12 protein-coding genes are annotated in these 16,685 nt (G+C 62.7%); 9 read left to right on the forward strand and 3 right to left on the reverse strand.

What is annotated here, in order from left to right; translation table 11 throughout:
- Window positions 1–70: 70 nt before the first annotated feature.
- Window positions 71–1,468: an argininosuccinate lyase gene (gene argH, locus N6L25_RS02085; protein ID WP_271977373.1), complete on the forward strand. Its 1,398-nt coding sequence runs from the start codon at window positions 71–73 to the stop codon at window positions 1,466–1,468.
- On the opposite strand, the gene N6L25_RS02090 is transcribed toward argH, so the two are convergent.
- A complete protein-coding gene (locus N6L25_RS02090; protein ID WP_271977374.1) occupies window positions 1,465–3,912 on the reverse strand; it encodes an EAL domain-containing protein in 2,448 nt (815 codons plus the stop codon). The two genes, argH and N6L25_RS02090, sit on opposite strands and share 4 nt — an antisense overlap.
- Before the next feature lie 132 nt (window positions 3,913–4,044).
- Here N6L25_RS02090 and N6L25_RS02095 point away from each other — a divergent pair, with 132 nt between their 5' ends.
- From N6L25_RS02095 to N6L25_RS02125, 7 genes are all read left to right on the forward strand, one after another.
- Window positions 4,045–6,903: a class I adenylate cyclase gene (locus N6L25_RS02095; protein WP_271977375.1), complete on the forward strand. Its 2,859-nt coding sequence runs from the start codon at window positions 4,045–4,047 to the stop codon at window positions 6,901–6,903.
- Between the two features lie 71 nt (window positions 6,904–6,974).
- The gene (lptM, locus tag N6L25_RS02100; protein ID WP_271977376.1) at window positions 6,975–7,175 is read left to right on the forward strand and encodes an LPS translocon maturation chaperone LptM; all 201 of its coding nucleotides are present in this window, start codon (window positions 6,975–6,977) and stop codon (window positions 7,173–7,175) included.
- 34 nt (window positions 7,176–7,209) lie between these two features.
- Window positions 7,210–8,460 (forward strand): diaminopimelate decarboxylase, encoded by a 1,251-nt coding sequence (gene lysA / locus N6L25_RS02105; protein ID WP_271977377.1) that lies wholly within the window; start codon window positions 7,210–7,212, stop codon window positions 8,458–8,460.
- Window positions 8,461–8,469: 9 nt separating this feature from the next.
- Window positions 8,470–9,399: a diaminopimelate epimerase gene (gene dapF, locus N6L25_RS02110; RefSeq protein WP_271977378.1), complete on the forward strand. Its 930-nt coding sequence runs from the start codon at window positions 8,470–8,472 to the stop codon at window positions 9,397–9,399.
- A gap of 44 nt (window positions 9,400–9,443) precedes the next feature.
- Window positions 9,444–10,190: a DUF484 family protein gene (locus N6L25_RS02115; RefSeq protein ID WP_271977379.1), complete on the forward strand. Its 747-nt coding sequence runs from the start codon at window positions 9,444–9,446 to the stop codon at window positions 10,188–10,190.
- Between the two features lie 53 nt (window positions 10,191–10,243).
- Window positions 10,244–11,164, forward strand: a complete 921-nt coding sequence (xerC, locus tag N6L25_RS02120) for a tyrosine recombinase XerC (RefSeq protein WP_271977420.1) — start codon at window positions 10,244–10,246, stop codon at window positions 11,162–11,164.
- 197 nt (window positions 11,165–11,361) lie between these two features.
- Window positions 11,362–12,966 carry a GGDEF domain-containing protein gene (locus N6L25_RS02125; protein ID WP_271977380.1) on the forward strand — a complete coding sequence of 535 codons (1,605 nt, stop codon included), beginning with the start codon at window positions 11,362–11,364 and terminating at the stop codon, window positions 12,964–12,966.
- 29 nt (window positions 12,967–12,995) lie between these two features.
- Here N6L25_RS02125 and N6L25_RS02130 read toward each other — a convergent pair whose 3' ends face one another.
- Window positions 12,996–13,229: a DUF2789 domain-containing protein gene (locus N6L25_RS02130; RefSeq protein ID WP_271977381.1), complete on the reverse strand. Its 234-nt coding sequence runs from the start codon at window positions 13,227–13,229 to the stop codon at window positions 12,996–12,998.
- Between the two features lie 214 nt (window positions 13,230–13,443).
- Between N6L25_RS02130 and N6L25_RS02135 the strand changes: the two genes are divergently transcribed.
- On the forward strand, window positions 13,444–16,176 hold the full coding sequence (locus N6L25_RS02135) for a transporter substrate-binding domain-containing protein (RefSeq protein WP_271977421.1): 2,733 nt from the start codon (window positions 13,444–13,446) through the stop codon (window positions 16,174–16,176).
- 2 nt (window positions 16,177–16,178) lie between these two features.
- Here N6L25_RS02135 and N6L25_RS02140 read toward each other — a convergent pair whose 3' ends face one another.
- Window positions 16,179–16,544 (reverse strand): hypothetical protein, encoded by a 366-nt coding sequence (locus N6L25_RS02140; RefSeq protein ID WP_271977382.1) that lies wholly within the window; start codon window positions 16,542–16,544, stop codon window positions 16,179–16,181.
- Between the last annotated feature and the right edge of the window lie 141 nt (window positions 16,545–16,685).

Consider the following 16,685-nt stretch of genomic DNA (forward strand, 5'->3'; position numbering starts at 1 on the left):
TCACTGCGCCTTGCCGGCGCCGTTCAGGGGGCCCCTCCGATTGGCGGGCTGCCAGCAGGAACGTATGACCATGACGGATTCAAACAAGACTTCCGAGAAACCCTGGGGCGGTCGTTTCAGTGAGCCCACGGACGCCTTTGTTGAGCGTTTTACCGCGTCGGTAGGGTTCGACCAGCGTCTGTACCACCACGACATTATCGGCTCCATTGCCCACGCCACCATGCTGGCGGAAGTGGGGGTGTTAACCGCGGATGAGAAGGACCAGATCATCGAGGGTCTGCAGGCGGTCAAGGCCGACATCGAAGCGGGTGAGTTCCAGTGGTCGGTGAGCCTGGAGGACGTCCACATGAACGTGGAAGCGCGCCTCACCGATCGCATCGGCATTACCGGCAAGAAACTCCATACCGGCCGCAGCCGCAACGACCAGGTGGCCACCGATATCCGGCTGTACCTGCGTGATGAGATCGACGTCATCGCCGAGGAACTGCAGCGCCTGCGTCAGGGTCTGTTGGAGCTGGCGGAGCGGGAAGCTGACACCATCATGCCCGGTTTTACCCATCTGCAGACGGCTCAGCCGGTCACCTTTGGTCACCACCTGCTGGCCTGGTACGAAATGCTGGTGCGCGATGCCGACCGGCTGCAGGATTGTCGCAAACGGGTCAATGTGATGCCGTTGGGTGCGGCGGCCCTGGCCGGCACCACCTATCCCATCGACCGTGCCATCACCGCACGCCTGCTGGGCTTCGACCGGCCCAGCGAGAACTCGCTGGACTCGGTCAGCGATCGGGATTTTGCCATCGAATTCTGCAGCTTTGCCGCCTTGTTGATGACTCACCTGTCCCGGTTCAGCGAAGAGCTGGTGCTGTGGACGTCGGCGCAGTTTGATTTCATCGACCTGCCGGACCGGTTCTGCACCGGCTCGTCCATCATGCCGCAGAAGAAAAACCCGGACGTGCCCGAGTTGGTGCGCGGCAAGACCGGCCGGGTTAACGGTCACCTGGTCAGCCTGCTGACCCTGATGAAGAGCCAGCCGCTGGCTTACAACAAGGACAACCAGGAAGACAAAGAGCCGCTGTTCGATACCGTCGATACCGTCAAGGGTTGCCTCAAGGCCTACGCCGACATGGTGCCGGCCATCAGCGCGAAGGCGGATAACATGCGCGATGCCGCCCGCCGTGGTTTTTCCACCGCCACCGATCTGGCCGATTACCTGGTCAAGAAAGGGGTGCCGTTCCGCGATGCCCATGAGATCGTTGGCAAGGCGGTGGCCTTCGGAGTGGCCGAGTCCCGGGATCTGTCGGAAATGACCCTGGCGGAGCTGCGGCAGTTTTCCGACATCATTGGCGAGGACGTGTTCGGGGTATTGACCCTGGAAGGTTCCGTCAACGCCCGAAACCACCTTGGCGGTACTGCCCCCAACCAGGTGCGGGCAGCGGTCGCCCGGGCTCGTCAGCAGCTGGCGGGTTAGCCGCCAATCTGCCCGGTCTGTAACTGCACCACCGCCGGCGTCAACTCCGTGAGGGGGCGCGGCCGGTGCAGGCGGAAGCCCTGACCGAAATGGATGCCGAGGGTGCGAACCCGGCGCAGGGTCTCGTCGTCTTCGATGAACGTTGCCACCGTGGTCTTGCCGGCCTCGGTGGCGATTTTGTGCAGTGCCTCCGCCATCACCTGTTTCACCGGGTCCTGGTGCAGGTGCTTCATCATGCCTCGATCCAGCTTGATCAGGTCGATGGGGAGTTTGGCGGTCAGCTCGAAGCTTTTCACCGAAGCGCCGGCGCCGTCCAGCGCGACCTGGCAGCCGACGCCATGCAGGGCGTCACTGAGCACCGCCACTTCATCCGGGTACTGGGCAGCGTGGGCCTCGCTGATTTCGAAACAGAAACAGTCGTTGGCAAATCGCGACGACGCCAGCCGCTCCTGCACAAAGTCGGCGAAGTGATCGTCCAGCACCGACGCCAGTGACAGGTTGAAACCGCAGTATTTCAACCGGGGTTCCAGTAACGGGTGTTGGTCGAGCCAGTTCAGGGTGGTGCCAATGACCTGCCGATCAATGCGCTTGGCAAGATCGAAGCGTTCCGCTACCGGCAGGAAATCCTTCGGCAGCAGGCGCTCGCCGCCTCCGTCCCTACTCGCCATGCCCGGGAAACGGGCCAGTATTTCGATATGGTCACCCCAGGTGGCACTGTTGACCGGTCTCAGGGTCTGGTAGTCAAGGATCAGCAGGTCGTTGTCGAGGCATTGTCGCAGGTGGCCGAGCAGCAGGCGTGCCTCGCTCTCTCGCAGAGCCTCCGAGTGGGCGCTGGCGGTGTGAAAGCGATTCCGGCCTGCGATCTTAGCGGTGTGGCAAAGGTCGGCGGCCTGCGTCAGCAAATCCTCCGGGTCCTCCTGCAACTGATCGCCAAGCATCAACAGCCCGGCGCTGGCGCTGGTCTGCAGGCTTTCGCCCTGCCAGTCGAAGACAAAGTCCTCGATCAGCTTTAGCAGGTTGTGTGCCACCTTGCGGGCTTCCGCCTCGGCGCAGTTTTCCAGCAGCAGGGCGAAGGTATCGCCGGCCAGCCGTGCCAGCGCATCCCGTTGCCGGACTTTGAGGCCAAGGGCGCCGGCCAGCTCGCGCAGGTAGCGGTCACAGGTGCCGCTGCCGGCCCGGTCGTTGAATTTGGCAAAATGGTCCAGGTCGATGTACAGCAGGGCGTAGCCGGGCTGTCCGGCGTGTTTCAGTTGGCGTCCGAGCCGTGCCAGGAATTCACGGCGATTGAGCAGCCCGGTGATGGGGTCGTGACTGTTGAGGTAATTGCGGTTGCCGGAGGCTCGGATGCGTTCGGTAACGTCGCGGGCGACGTGGACCGCGCCAACCGCCTCACCGTCTGGGCAGGCGAGGCGCTGGTAGTGGACTTCGTACACCGGCGCGCCACTTTGCTGGGACGCCAGCGGCATTTCAACGGCAAACCCGGCCCGTTCAAGCGCCCTGCGCCAGAGTCGCTCCAGCAGGCGGCGCTCGTTGGGAAAGTCTCGCAACAGCGTGGACAGGTTGTCGCCCTCGGTCGGGGTCTGGCCGAACGCCTCTTCGAAGTGGCGTCGATAGGCGTCATTGAAACACATCAGGTTAAGGTCAGAGTCCACCGCCACCACCAAGTCGTGGGTGGCGCCAATGATCGAATGCAGCAGTTGGCGCGCCCGCTCTGCCGCCTGCTGCTGGGTTGCCTGGGGCGTGAGATCCACCACCGTACCCCCCAGGCGAATGATCTGGTTCTCCTCCCGCAAGGCCTGACCGGTCAATCGTACCCGGCGGCAGAGCTGGCGTCCGGTCATCAGGTCCAGGCTGATGCTGAATGGCGCCCCGGTGCGTATACAGCGGCGGAACAGGGCGCGGATGCGGGTTTGCTTGTTCTGGCAAAAATACAGGGCTTGTTCGGGACTGATGTCGGCGCCCACCCGCAGGTCCATCAGCCGATAGATGCCTTCGCTGCAGCAGACCTGGTTGGTGCGCAGATCCAGCTCCCAGATGCCCAAGCTACCGGTTGTTTCCACCAGTTGCAGCAATCGGCTGTCCTGGAGGCCACCGGTGCGCAGGTTGATCTGGGCCTTGGCGGGCTTGTCGGCGTCCTTCATGTGGGTGCGCTGGGCCAGTTCCGCGGTGAAGAAGTAGCCATCCTTGTGGCGCACGGTGATCACGATGGGCTGGCCCGCCTCAAGCCGGCGGCGGTGGCCGCCGGCGAGCGGGTCGTCCTCGCGGTCGGCGGCAATGTGGCTGATCGAACGTCCCTGCAGGTCGCTGATGTCATAGCCCAGCACGGCTTCGGCCTGGGAATCGATGTAGGTGATGAGGCCGCCATCATCCACCCGGACCAGGGTGCGGCGCACCTCGCCCCGATCGGATTCGGTACGGTAGCGGCGAATAAAGAACTCTTTCACGTCACGGTGCCCTCGATGGTCCGTAGCGGTCGGTATGACCGGACTCGGAGGTTTCTTTATTGTTGTCATTTTGGTTGGATGGCCACATCATACTGATAATCCAGCCAGAAATAACCTTCTTGCGGAGACAGTGTGACCACCCACTCACTTCCCATTGCGCTCGATTTCGATGACGGCATCGACCGCAAAACCCTGCGTCGCCTGAGGGACCGGTTTGTGGCAGTCAACCGGGTCCGCTGGCAGCGTGCCCGCTCGGCGCTGACCTACCGCCAGCAGGTGGTGCTGGACATCCTGCCGTTGATCTTTCATCTCAACCACCCCTCGTTGCCAGGCTACCGTCATCGCGACTGCCCTCATGGCCTGGGTTGCTATCAGCCGGACGAGGAAACGCTGGGGGCGGCCCAGCGCCTGGCCCGTTCCTTCGCCTATCGTGACGGCGGCAAGCGCCGCCCGGATCTGGAAGCCCTGTTTTTGATGGGAAGCCCCGGTTCACTGGGCCATTCGGTTGCCAGTGACCTGGATGTCTGGCTGTGCCACGATGCCGCCTTGCCGGAACCTGCCATCGCACGGCTGGAACAGAAGGCGGCGGAGGTGTCGGCCTGGGCGGAGTCGCTCGGCGTGGAGTTGCACGTTTTCGTCTTTTCCGCCTCGGACTGGCGCCAGCGCCAGCAACGGGCCGAGGTGGCTGGCGAGAACTGCGGCAGCGCCCAGCATTATTTGCTGCTGGACGAGTTTTACCGCACCAGTATCCATCTGGGGGGGCGTTACCCGTTGTGGTGGCTGGTGCCGGTTGAGGATGAGGCGAATTACCTGGCCCGTACCCGGCAGCTGATCGAGTGCCGTTTCATTCGTGCCGATGAGTACATCGATTTTGGCGCGGTGCCGCAGATACCCCGCGAGGAGTTTCTCGGTGCCGGCGTTTGGCAGCTCTACAAGGGCATCGATTCCCCCTGGAAGTCCATACTCAAGCTGCTATTGATCGAGTGTTACGCCCAGACCCCGGATCAGGGCCCGTTGGCGCTGGCGTTCAAGGCCGCGGTGTATGGCGGCGACACCAATGCCGATCGACTCGACCCTTATGTCATGCTGTATCGGCGCCTGGCTGCCTGGCTCAACGAAACGCAGGCGCCCGAGCGTCTGGAGCTGGTGCAGCGCAGTCTCTACCTCAAGGCCGGGCTCCCATTGACCCGGGGCGAGCAGAGTGCCGCCCTTTGGCGCGGGCAGTTGTTGCAATCGCTGGTCACCGAATGGGGTTGGGACGACGACAGGCTCGGCTTGCTGGATAACCGGCAATTATGGCGAGTGGAGGATGTTATCTCGTTGCGCCGCACCATCGTCAACGAGTTTACCCACAGCTACCGGCTGCTGTCCCGGTTGGCCCGGGAACACGGTGGCGGGGCGGCGATCAGTCAGCGCGATCTGAACCTGCTGGGGCGCAAGCTGTATGCGGCGTTTCAGCGCAAGGCCGGCAAGATTGAGCACATCAACCCCAACCTGGCGCCCTCGCTCATGGAGGAAAACCTGTCGTTCTTCCACCAGTCCGAACAGGAGGGGGAAGGCGCCGAAGGCTGGTTGCTGTTCCGTGACCTGGAAAATCCGACCGACGCGTTCTGGCAGCCGGTCATCCGTCGGTCGAACAACCTGGCCGAACTGATGCTGTGGTGCTACTGCAATGGCCTGCTGACCCGGACCACCCGGTTGAACCTGCGTGCCGGCACCAGTGCGGCTTCGGTCGGGGAGGTCCGGGAACTGCTGGAAGCACTGACGGAAAGGTTGCCGATGCCGGTTGGTCCACCGGAGCGAGAAGCCCTGCAGCAACCGGTGCGGCCCTTGCGCACCCTGTTATTGGTCAATGTCGGCGTTGACCCGCAGGCCCGACTGACCGAACTCGGGCTGCATAAACTCTCTGCCCGTAGCGATTCGCTGGGCTTTAGTGGCGGCCGGGAAAACCTGGTTCACAGCGTCGACCAGATAACGCTCAACTCCTGGCATGAAACCAGTCTGCAGCACTACGCCGCCGGGGATACCCTGATCCAGTGTCTGAAGAGCGTGCTGGCAGCGGCGGCCTTGGCCCCGGATTGCCTGCCCGAGCTGTCGGTGCACAGTCGCAGCGTAGGGCATGGCCAGGCCATAGCCCGGCGGGTGCAGGAGCTGTTTGGCGATATCATGGGGCAGTTCTTCGCCGGCGGACGCGGCCCGCATCCGCTGCGTTACGTGCTGGAGGTGGATCGCCGCTATTTTGTGCTGCAATTTGTCGACAGCGATCCGGGGATTGCGGTGCTGGACGATCTGGACGGCCTGATGGCCCACCTGGGCCGGCCGCAGGCGCACTACGTGCCGGTGGTGTTCGACCGCCATGCACTGCAGGAAGAGCCGCTGTTGCGGGCGGTCTGCCGGGCCGGTGAGCCGGAGACCATTCAGGTGTTCTTCCAGGTGGCGGGCAAGCAGGCCCGGTTTTGGGTGCTGGACGAGGTGGGCTCGCTGTTTCACTGGCGCCGGGAGTTCAGTGGGCGCCGGCACTTGCTGGGCCCGGTGCTGCAATTTTTGGAGAATCTGCTGGAGCGACGCCAACTGCGCGATGGTCTGAGCCTCCCCGGAGGCGGGCTCGACATTCGCTGTCTTGAGCTGGTGGCCCGGCACGGGGAGTGGCTGGTGGAACCGCGCTCCGTGAGTTACGACGTGTCGCCGCTCAGTGGCTTGGAGGTGCAGGCGGTGGGGGCACGGGATAGCGACGGTGACCTCTACTTCGACATCTTCTGCCAGGGGCAGGATTTTACCGTTCAGGAGTACGGCGACCAGTTGATTCCCGCCGTCGCCCATTACATCCGCTCCCTGCGCGGCTCCGGCGAAAACTACCCGGTCTACCTGACCGACCTGCAGCTGCCCCACGATCTGGGGCGACAGAGTTACCAGCAGGAGCTGCAGACCTGCCAGTACCTGGATTACCGTTACCGGCTGGAAGCGGCGCTGAACCGCGCCTTGGCCGGTTGAATCCCCGTCTCGCCCCGCCATGCCGGTGTCAGGTATACTGCGGGGCAATTGCAACAACGGGGTGGTGAGCAATGCAACGTCGGTTACCGTGGGTGGTCATGCTGATTCTCGGCCTGGCAGTGACAGGCTGTGGCCAGAAAGGGCCGCTGTACCTGGAGAGCCAAGGAAACCCAGAGTACCGAGAGCACCCGGAGCCGCGAGCGACCGCATCCGCGCCAGCCGACACGGTTGCGCGTGACCGCGAAGCGCTCGCCGGCAACGGCCCGCGGTAGCCGCGTCCGCCCCAGGACACTAGCAGGACAATCAATGGATTACTTCAATTACCGCAGCGGTGAACTCTATGCCGAGGATGTCGCTGTTGCCGATATTGCCGAGCGTTTCGGGACGCCGGCCTACGTGTATTCCCGGGCCACGCTGGAACGGCATTTTCGTGCCTACGACGAGGCGCTGGCCGGCCGCGAGCGATTGATTTGCTATGCCGTCAAGGCCAACAGCAACCTGGCGGTGCTGAACGTGCTGGCCCGGCTCGGTGCCGGCTTCGACATCGTTTCCGCCGGCGAACTGGAGCGCGTCATGCGTGCCGGGGGCGATCCGGCGAAGGTGGTGTTCTCCGGTGTGGGCAAGCAGCCCTGGGAGATGCGCAGGGCGCTGGAAGTCGGGGTGCACTGCTTCAATGTCGAATCCGACACCGAACTGGACCGCCTCAACCAGGTGGCCGCAGAGCTGGGGGTTCGGGCACCGGTCTCGCTGCGGGTGAACCCGGACGTCGATGCGGGAACCCATCCCTACATTTCCACCGGCTTGAAAGAGAACAAGTTTGGCATCGACATTGCCGAGGCGCTGGCGGTCTATGAGCGAGCGTCTGCGCTTACGCACTTGAACATCATTGGTGTCGACTGCCACATCGGTTCCCAGCTCACCTCGGTGGAGCCCTTTCTCGACGCGCTCGACCGGGTGCTGGTGCTGATCGATCAGCTTGCCGAACGTGGCATTTCCATTGAGCACCTGGATATGGGCGGTGGCCTTGGCGTTCGCTATGACCAGGAACAGCCGCCGGAGCCGTCGGAATACGTCGCCCGGCTGGCGGAACGGTTGGCGGATCGCAAACTCAAGCTGGTGCTCGAGCCGGGCCGTTCCATCGCGGCCAACGCGGGCATTCTGCTGACCCGGGTCGAGTTCCTCAAGTGTACCGAGCACCGGAATTTCGCCATTATCGATGCCGCCATGAACGACTTGATCCGACCGGCACTGTACAGCGCCTGGCAGGCGATCATACCGGCAACGCAGCGGGACGATGTGGACGCCAAGCGTTGGGATCTGGTGGGACCCATTTGCGAAACCGGCGACTTTCTCGGCAAGGACCGGGAACTGCGACTGGTGCCGGGCGACTTGCTGGCGGTACGCTCCGCCGGGGCTTACGGCTTCGTGATGAGTTCCAATTACAATACCCGCAATCGGCCGCCAGAGCTGATGGTGGACGGCGATCAGGTGCACGTGGTGCGGCGACGGGAGACGCTGGACGACCAGCTGGGCCCAGAAAGCTGTTTGCCGGAATAGGGACCGGGCATGATCCAACATCGGCGTGGCAATCGGCCACAACTGACGTTTACCAAGATGCACGGGTTGGGCAACGACTTCATGGTGGTCGATGCGATCAGTCAGCCGTTCCGGTTGCAGCCGGAGATGATCCGTGAGCTGGCCGACCGCAACTTTGGCATCGGCTTTGATCAGCTGCTGGTGGTGGAACCGCCGGGGATGCCCGACGTCGATTTTCGCTACCGCATCTTCAACGCTGACGGCTCCGAAGTGGAGCAGTGTGGCAATGGTGCCCGTTGCTTTGCCCGTTTCGTGCGGGACCGGCGCCTGACCAACAAGAAGGTCATCCGGGTGCAGACCGCCAGCGGTGTGATCGAATTGCGCCTGGGGCGCGATGGCCTGGTGGCGGTGGATATGGGGGTGCCGGAGTTGACCCCGGCCGCCATCCCGTTCGTGGCCGACTGCCGGCAAACCAGCTACACCCTCGAAGTGGCGGGGCAGGCGGTGGAACTCAGCGCCGTGTCCATGGGCAACCCTCATGGCGTACTGGTGGTGGACGATGTCGATACCGCACCGGTGGCGTCACTGGGCCCGCAACTGGAATGCCATCCCCGCTTCCCGGCCCGGGCCAATATTGGTTTCCTGCAAATCCTCGACCGCAGCCATGTCCGGCTGCGGGTGTTCGAGCGTGGCTCCGGTGAAACGCTGGCCTGTGGCAGCGGCGCTTGCGCGGCGGTGGTCGCCGGTCAACTGCGCGGACTGCTGGCGCAGACGGTGGATGTCGAGCTGCCCGGTGGGCACCTGGTGATCCAATGGCAGGGGGAAGGGACCCCTGTTATCATGGAGGGCCCGGCAACCAGCGTGTACGAAGGTCAGATTCGCCTGCCTTCGGCCCCTGCGCCACGCAGTCGTCGACCCAAGCGTTCGGGCGATCACAAAGCCAAGTCCCGTAATCGATAGCGCTCCGACCCCGGGTCACCGCGCGGACCAACAAGGAGAAGGCCATGACAGAACAAGCGGCCCGAGAGAAGGCTGGCGAACTGAGCCGTGACGACGTCGCCGAGTACCTGCGGGCGAACCCGGATTTTTTTCTCGATCAGGACGAGTTGTTACGCTCGCTAACCTTGCCCCATGACAGCGGTCGGGCGATCTCGCTGGTGGAGCGTCAGGTACACCTGTTTCGCGAGCAGCGTGACACTCTCCGCCGTGAACTGGTGGAGCTGGTTTCCATTGCCCGTCATAACGACCGCCTGTTCGAGAAATGCAAACGCTTGCTGCTGCAGGTGATCGAGGCGGACAACCTCAACGAGATGGCAGCCGCCATCGACGACAGCATTCGGGGTGACTTTGGTCTCGACGCGGCGTCGGTGATCCTGTTCACCGACCAGCCCCTGACTCTCAACCCCCAGGGCGCGTTGCAGGTCGTGGCCCCGGCCGAGGCCAAGGCACGGCTGGGTGACCTGCTGGAGGGTCAGCGAGCGGTCTGTGGTCAGTTCCGGGAAACGGAACGCAGCTTCCTGTTTCCAGATCGCGAAGACCCGATCGCCTCGGTGGCCCTGGTGCCGCTGCGGGATCAGGAGCTGCGTGGGGTGTTTGCCATCGGCAGTTGCGAGTCCGGTTATTTTGACCAGAGCATGGGTTCGCTGTTTCTGACTTACATCAGCGACACCTTGAGCCGGCTGCTGCCTTCGATGATGCAGCGCTATTGCGAGCCACCGGTGGTGGTGGATGTGGTTGTGGAGCCGAACTGATTGTGGCGCCTTCACCGGCTCCGGCACCTTGCGCGGAGATAGGCGCAACTGCTCTGCCCGCCGAGCTGGGCGAGCCAGTGGCACGGTTTATCGAACACCTGGCGTCCGAGCGGCGTCAGGCCCGCCTAACCTGTAATCATTACCGTCGCGACCTGCTGCGCTTGGCCTGCTATCTGCAGGCCCAGGCCGCTACCTGGGCGGCGTTGGACAGCCATGACCTGCGGGGCTATGTCGCCGAGCTCAGTCGTCAGGGGCTGGGTGGCCGCTCCATCGCCCGTCACCTGTCGGCCATTCGCCGCTTTTACGATTACCTGAATCGCGAAGGCCTGGCGCGGAATAACCCGGCACTGGGCGTTCGCGCACCTAAGGCCCCGCGCCGTCTTCCTCGGGTTGCGGACGTGGATCAGCTCAACGAACTGTTGGATGGAGCTGCGGACGACGATCCGCTGACGATCCGTGACCGGGCCATGTTTGAGTTGCTCTATTCGTCAGGATTGCGGGTCTCCGAGCTGACAGGGGTTGACCTTAACGACGTCCGGCTGGACGAGGGCGAGATCCGGGTGTTCGGGAAGGGGGGTAAGGAGCGGCTGTTGCCGGTGGGGCGTAAGGCGCTACAGGCATTGCGACGCTGGCTGGCTCAGCGCCCGGCCATGGCGGTGGACGGGGAGTTGGCGATGTTCCTCAGCCAACATGGCCGACGCCTGAGCGCACGCAGCGTGCAGCTGCGACTGGCGCGCTGGGGCCAGCTTCACGGGGCCGATCAGCGCCTGTATCCCCATTTGCTGCGCCATTCCTTCGCCAGCCATCTGCTGGAATCCAGCGGTGATCTACGCGCCGTACAGGAACTACTGGGCCATGCGGATATAGCGACCACTCAGGTGTACACCCACCTGGACTTCCAGCATTTGGCTAAAGTTTATGATCAGAGTCACCCGCGGGCACAGCGTCGACCACGCTCGCGGTCCAGGGGCTGAGTCGATGATTACTCAAGCGGTGTCTATAGTTACTAGGTAAACCACAAACGTTAGGGGTAAACCACAAACGTTAGGGGTAAGCCTCAAAAGTTACGGGGTAAGCCCCAAATCGAGCCGGACCCGCTGGGGGAAACGAAGGATCGTTGCGGCCTGGCGAGCGACCGTCGCCGGGCGGTAGTCATACACAGGGGAGCTACATGTCAACGGACGAAGCCTGGAAAACACGTTACCTGCAGGAGGTGGCTGTCGCGCAGGACCGGGAAAAGGGCTGGAATCGAGAACGCCATACCCTGGCGGGCTTGCTGGTGCTGACCAGTATGGCATCGGAAGGCCACAACGCTCATCTGGACGCCCTGCTGGCTCGGCTGCGGGAGTTGGTGCAGAAAGGGGGCTTCAACATAGAGGGGCTGCGACAACTGCAGACCCGGATAGATCGCCAGCTGCACCTGCTGAATGACCACAAGCAGACTCGGCTGAGCAAGATGCAAGCGTCGGTGGACGGCCTGTTGGCGAATAGCCGGGCGAATCCCTCCCTTGGCGCTGACCAGGACCGGCTAGAGCGGCTGGCCAAGGCGTTACGGCGGTCCCGCTCCCTGAACGAAGATCTGCCGGATCTGTTTTGCGAGCTGGTTTCGCTGCTACAGCAGGCCTTTGGGGGCGAGGCTTTGACGGTCGTTGCCGGCGACGCACCGATGGCGCGCCTGCAGGAGGCGGCCGGCGAGAACTCCGGCTGTGGCGAGTCCGATGCCGATCAGCGGATTCGATTCGCTCGCCGGGTGTCCGAACTGCTGGGCCAGATGCTGGCGCAACTGGCCCTCGATTCTCGCTCCCATACCCGTGCCTTAGCGCTGCGGGATCACCTGTCGCTGAGCCATGAGTGGGAGGATCTGCGGGCCTCGCTGAACGAAGTGGCCGAACTGATGATTGTGGTGGTGCAGCGGGGTCAGCGGGAGTTTGAAAGCTTTCTCAAGCGCCTGGACGAGCGCCTGCTGGCGCTGCAAACCCACTTTTGCGAGCAGTCGACAACGCTGGCGGAAGGTCGCAGCGCCGCCGCCGATTTCGATCAGGTTCTGAGAGCCGAGCTGCAGGAACTCGGCCAGCTGGTGGATCGTTCGAATGACATGCAGGAGCTGAAACAGTCGATCGCCAGTCATGTCGACTCCATTGCGGAAAACCTGGCACGCCACCGCAGCGCTGAGCAGGAGCGTGAGCAGTATTTGGAAGCTCAGATTGAGGCCATGCGACAAAAGCTGGCAGCGGTTGAGGCGCGTTCGGAACAGGTCAAGGAACAGCTGCGAGAGGAGCGCTCCCGGGCCCTGACCGATGTGCTCACCCAGTTGCCTAACCGGGAGGCCTGGCAGGAGCGGCTCGACTTCGAGTTCCGGCGCTGGCAGCGCTATCGCAAATCGGTGTCCATCGCGATTCTCGATATCGACCACTTCAAACGGATCAACGATTCCTACGGCCACAAGGCTGGGGACCGGGTGATCCAATTATTGGCGAAAACCCTGGCGGAGCGTCTGCGCAACACCGACTTCATTGCGCGTTACGGCGGCGAGGAGTTTGTGGTGGTGATGCCGGAAACCGATCCCCAGTGCGCCCACGGCGTACTCAACAAGCTGCGCGGGCACATCGAACAGTTGCCCTTCCATTTTCGCGGTGAGCCGGTCAGCATCAGCTTTTCCGCCGGCCTGACCCAGTTGGCGGAGGGCGATGATGCCGACTCGGTGTTTGAGCGTGCCGACAAGGCGCTTTACGATGCCAAGGCGGCGGGCCGAAATCAGGTTCACATTGCCTGCTGAGCCATGGGGGCGGTGTCCTCCAATGGCGGCTAGTGCCTCAACATGGCATCGAGTTCGTCAATCACTTCGGCCCAGTCAGAGTCGTCCTCAATGCCTTCGGTCAGGAAGTGGGCCTGGCTTTCATTCCAGAAGTCCGCGGCGTGCAGAGCAGTGTCCCCCGGCAGGGGGGCGTGCCTGGTCACGAACTGGGTGATACTGTCTTCGTCCGAAGGCAGGCCCAGTTGATCGAACAGTGTACCCAAGGTGTGCTTGCTGGTGTCCATGGTAATTTACCCCTCACACAGATGAAAAACCTTGCCGGTCAATGCGCGATGACACGTGGATTAGTGATGGCGCCGCAACGGCGAAAGCCTCCGGCCGACGAACCGGTCAGGGACGCCGGCCCGTTCCGGGGACTGTTATTGTTCAATGTAGCGGAAGCAGTGAGGATATCCAGTGATTAGACGAACGGCCACCTTGCTGGCATTTTGGCTGCTGATGGCCCTGACCGGCCGGGTGTGGGCGGAACCTCCACTGGATTCGCCTGCCCCGGTGCTGGGTATTGCCGATTTGCTCTGGCTGGACCAGGTCAATCAGTTCCGTGTCGGGGTTCGCGGTGACCAGGTGCCGCTGGCGTTCCGTACCTCGGACGGGGGGCTGGCCGGCACCTACATTGATTATCTGGCCCGCATCGCCGACAAGCTCGACACCTCCGTGGAACAGGTCAGCGGATCTCTCGTTGAACTGGAGAACGCCCTGGCCCGGGGCGAGCTGGACGCGCTGATTACCACCCGAGCGCCGGGCGAGCCGGTGACGGGTGAGCCGTTGCTGACGGTGCCGCTGATGAGCCTGACCTACGGCCTGTTCGTGGATTCCGGCGATGCCAGCATCCGCCAGCTGGCGGATCTTGAGCGCCGACGGATTGCGCTCATTGCGGATGATCCCAATCAGTTCCTGCTGCTCGATGCGGTCGAGAATTTCCACCCGGTCAATGTCGCCAATGCCCGCGAGGCGGTGGGTATGGTGTTGTCCGGTCAGGCCGATGCCTTTGTCAGTCCGGTGCCGGTGGTGTCCGATTACCTGCAATCGGCCATGATCAACGGCATCGGTTTGGCGGTACTGCTGGATCACCAGCCCATCGACGTGGTGCTGGCGGTTCCGCCTGGTCGCGAGCAGACCCATCGGGTGTTGAATCGCGCGGTGGAATCCATCAGTCACGTCGAGCATCGCACCATTCGCCAGGCCTGGTTGCCGTTTGCCGTTCCCCATGCGGGGGAACACCTGGAAGTGCAACTGAGCGAGTCGGAACAGGGTTGGCTGAAGCGAAATCCCAATTTGCGGGTGGCTTTTCGCTCACTCTGGCCGCCGTTTGAGTTCGTCGAAGACGGCAGAATCCGTGGTCTGGTTCCGGATCTGGTGAGCGAGTTGGAAGCACAGCTGGGAGTGAAGTTTGCCCGCAGCAATCTGGACGATCTGGCGCTTGCCGAAGACCAGCTCCGCAGCGGTGACCTGGATATCCTGCCGGCGCTGTCACTGACGCCCCAGCGTGAGGGTGAATTCCTGTTCAGTCGGCCCTACCTAAGCCTGCCCATTGCCCTGGTGATCCGCGAGGACGGCCGTTTTATCGGTGACTTGCGGGAATTGCGGGGCGAACGGGTCGGGGTGGTGCGCAAGCAGGCCGGGCACGATTACCTGCTGATCAACCATCCGGAGTTGAATCTGTATCCTGTCGAAACCGTGGAAGACGGCTTGCTGGCGTTGTCCAACGGTGACCTGGACGTGATGGTGACGCACATTCCGGCGGTCAGCTACACCGTCGCCCGACTGGGGCTGTCCAACCTGCGCATCACCAGTATTACGCCTTACCAGTACGAATTGCGGTTTGCGGTCCGGCGCGACCGGCCGGAGCTGCTGCGTATCCTGAACAAGGCCTTGGGCAGCCTGGACGCGGCCGACCGGGAGGAGATCTACAACCGCTGGATCCATCTGGATATTGAACAGGAAACCGACTACACCGTGGTGCGGCGGGTCATTCTGATTGCGCTGGCGGTGGTGCTGATCTTCCTGTACTGGAATCGCAAGCTGTCTCGGGAGGTGGACGAGCGCATTCGGTCGGAGCAGGCCCTGCGCCGCAGCGAGGATGAGCTGCGGGCCGCCAAGTTGGAAGCCGAACGGCTGGCGCGGGAGGCCGATAGCGCCAATCGCGCCAAAAGCGAGTTTTTGGCCAACATGTCCCATGAAATACGTACGCCAATGAATGCGGTCATCGGCTACAGCGATTTGCTGGACAAGAGTGTATCGGACCCCCAGCAGCGCAGCTATCTGGAGGCCATACGAGCGGGCAGTCGCAGCCTGCTGATGCTGATCAACGACATTCTCGATCTGTCCCGTATTGAGGCGGGCAAGTTGCGATTGGAAATCGGCCCGCTGTCGCTGCGTCGGCTACTGGACGATGTGCGCCATGTCTTCGATCTGCGCGCCCGCGAGCAACACATCAACCTGGAGGTCACCGTGGACCCGGCAACGCCGGCGGTGATGTTGTTGGATGAGACCCGCCTGCGCCAGGTGCTGTTCAACCTGGTGGGCAATGCCATCAAGTTTACCCACCAGGGAGGGGTCACGGTTCATGCCAGCGCCCATCCGGACGTGGCTGCCGACGGTGAGCCGGCGAGCTGCTGCCTGCAAATCGTGGTCATCGATACCGGTATCGGCATTGCACCGGATCAGCAGGAACGGATCTTCGATGCCTTCGAGCAGCAAGAGGGGCAGAGCAGTCGCAAGTATGGCGGTACTGGACTGGGCCTGGCGATCAGTCGCAAGCTGGTGGACATGATGGGCGGCGAGCTGGCGGTCAGCAGCCGTGCCGGTGAAGGCTCCACCTTCTCGGTGACGCTGCCGAATGTGGTCATTGCGGAGCAGGAGACGGAAACCGATCAGCCCCAGGAGCAAGCGGCGCAGCCGCTGGTGGAGACCCTCAACATGCAGGAGCGTGGCTGGCTAAGGAATCAGCTGGCGGAAGACTTTGGCGATGAGTGGCAGTCGGTGCGCGAAAGCGGCGATCCGGAGCAGATGCGCTATTTTGCCCGCCGCGTGCTCGCCTGGGGGCAGCGTTTCCGTTCCCGCCGGGTGACCCTATACGGCGAGCGGCTGCTGGCGGATGTTGATGCGTTTAATCTGGATGCGATCAACTCGGCGCTGGAATCCTTTCCCCGCCTGCTGGGGGAAGACTGACACTAAAGGCAGTCGTATTGGCTTTGGCGGTCGAAGGCGACCGCTACCATGTCGTAGCCGTCAGTGGAGAGCGAGCGCATCAGTTCCTGGTCTTCGAGCATGGCCATGCAGACCTTGTGGACGGTGGTCTGCAGCCGATCCAACGCCAGCGGATTGTGGAAGCGAAAGTCCACGATCAGATATCTGCGATCGACCGGAGCCGTTTCGGGAATGTCCATCCGCTCCACCCGATCGTAACCAATGTAGGTGGCTTCCGACTTCGGAAACAGGTCAGCCATCAGCACGTCGATGTCGTCGGCCATTGCGGGCGTGCTGACGGCCAGGGCAAGCACGGTCGGCAGGCAAGGGATTCTGGAAAAGTATCGCATCAGCTCTGTCTGTACGTCCGGTAACTCGCCGTAACATTGGGTTACGCGGCATTGTGGCAGATCGCAGTGCCAGGCGCTGCTGTTTATGCGGTAATTTTTCAATTGTTTGCGAGTGGACCGCAGACGGCCGAGGCTTTTGGC

It is taken from the genome of Marinobacter sp. SS21 (assembly GCF_028369065.1).
Lineage (GTDB): Bacteria > Pseudomonadota > Gammaproteobacteria > Pseudomonadales > Oleiphilaceae > Marinobacter.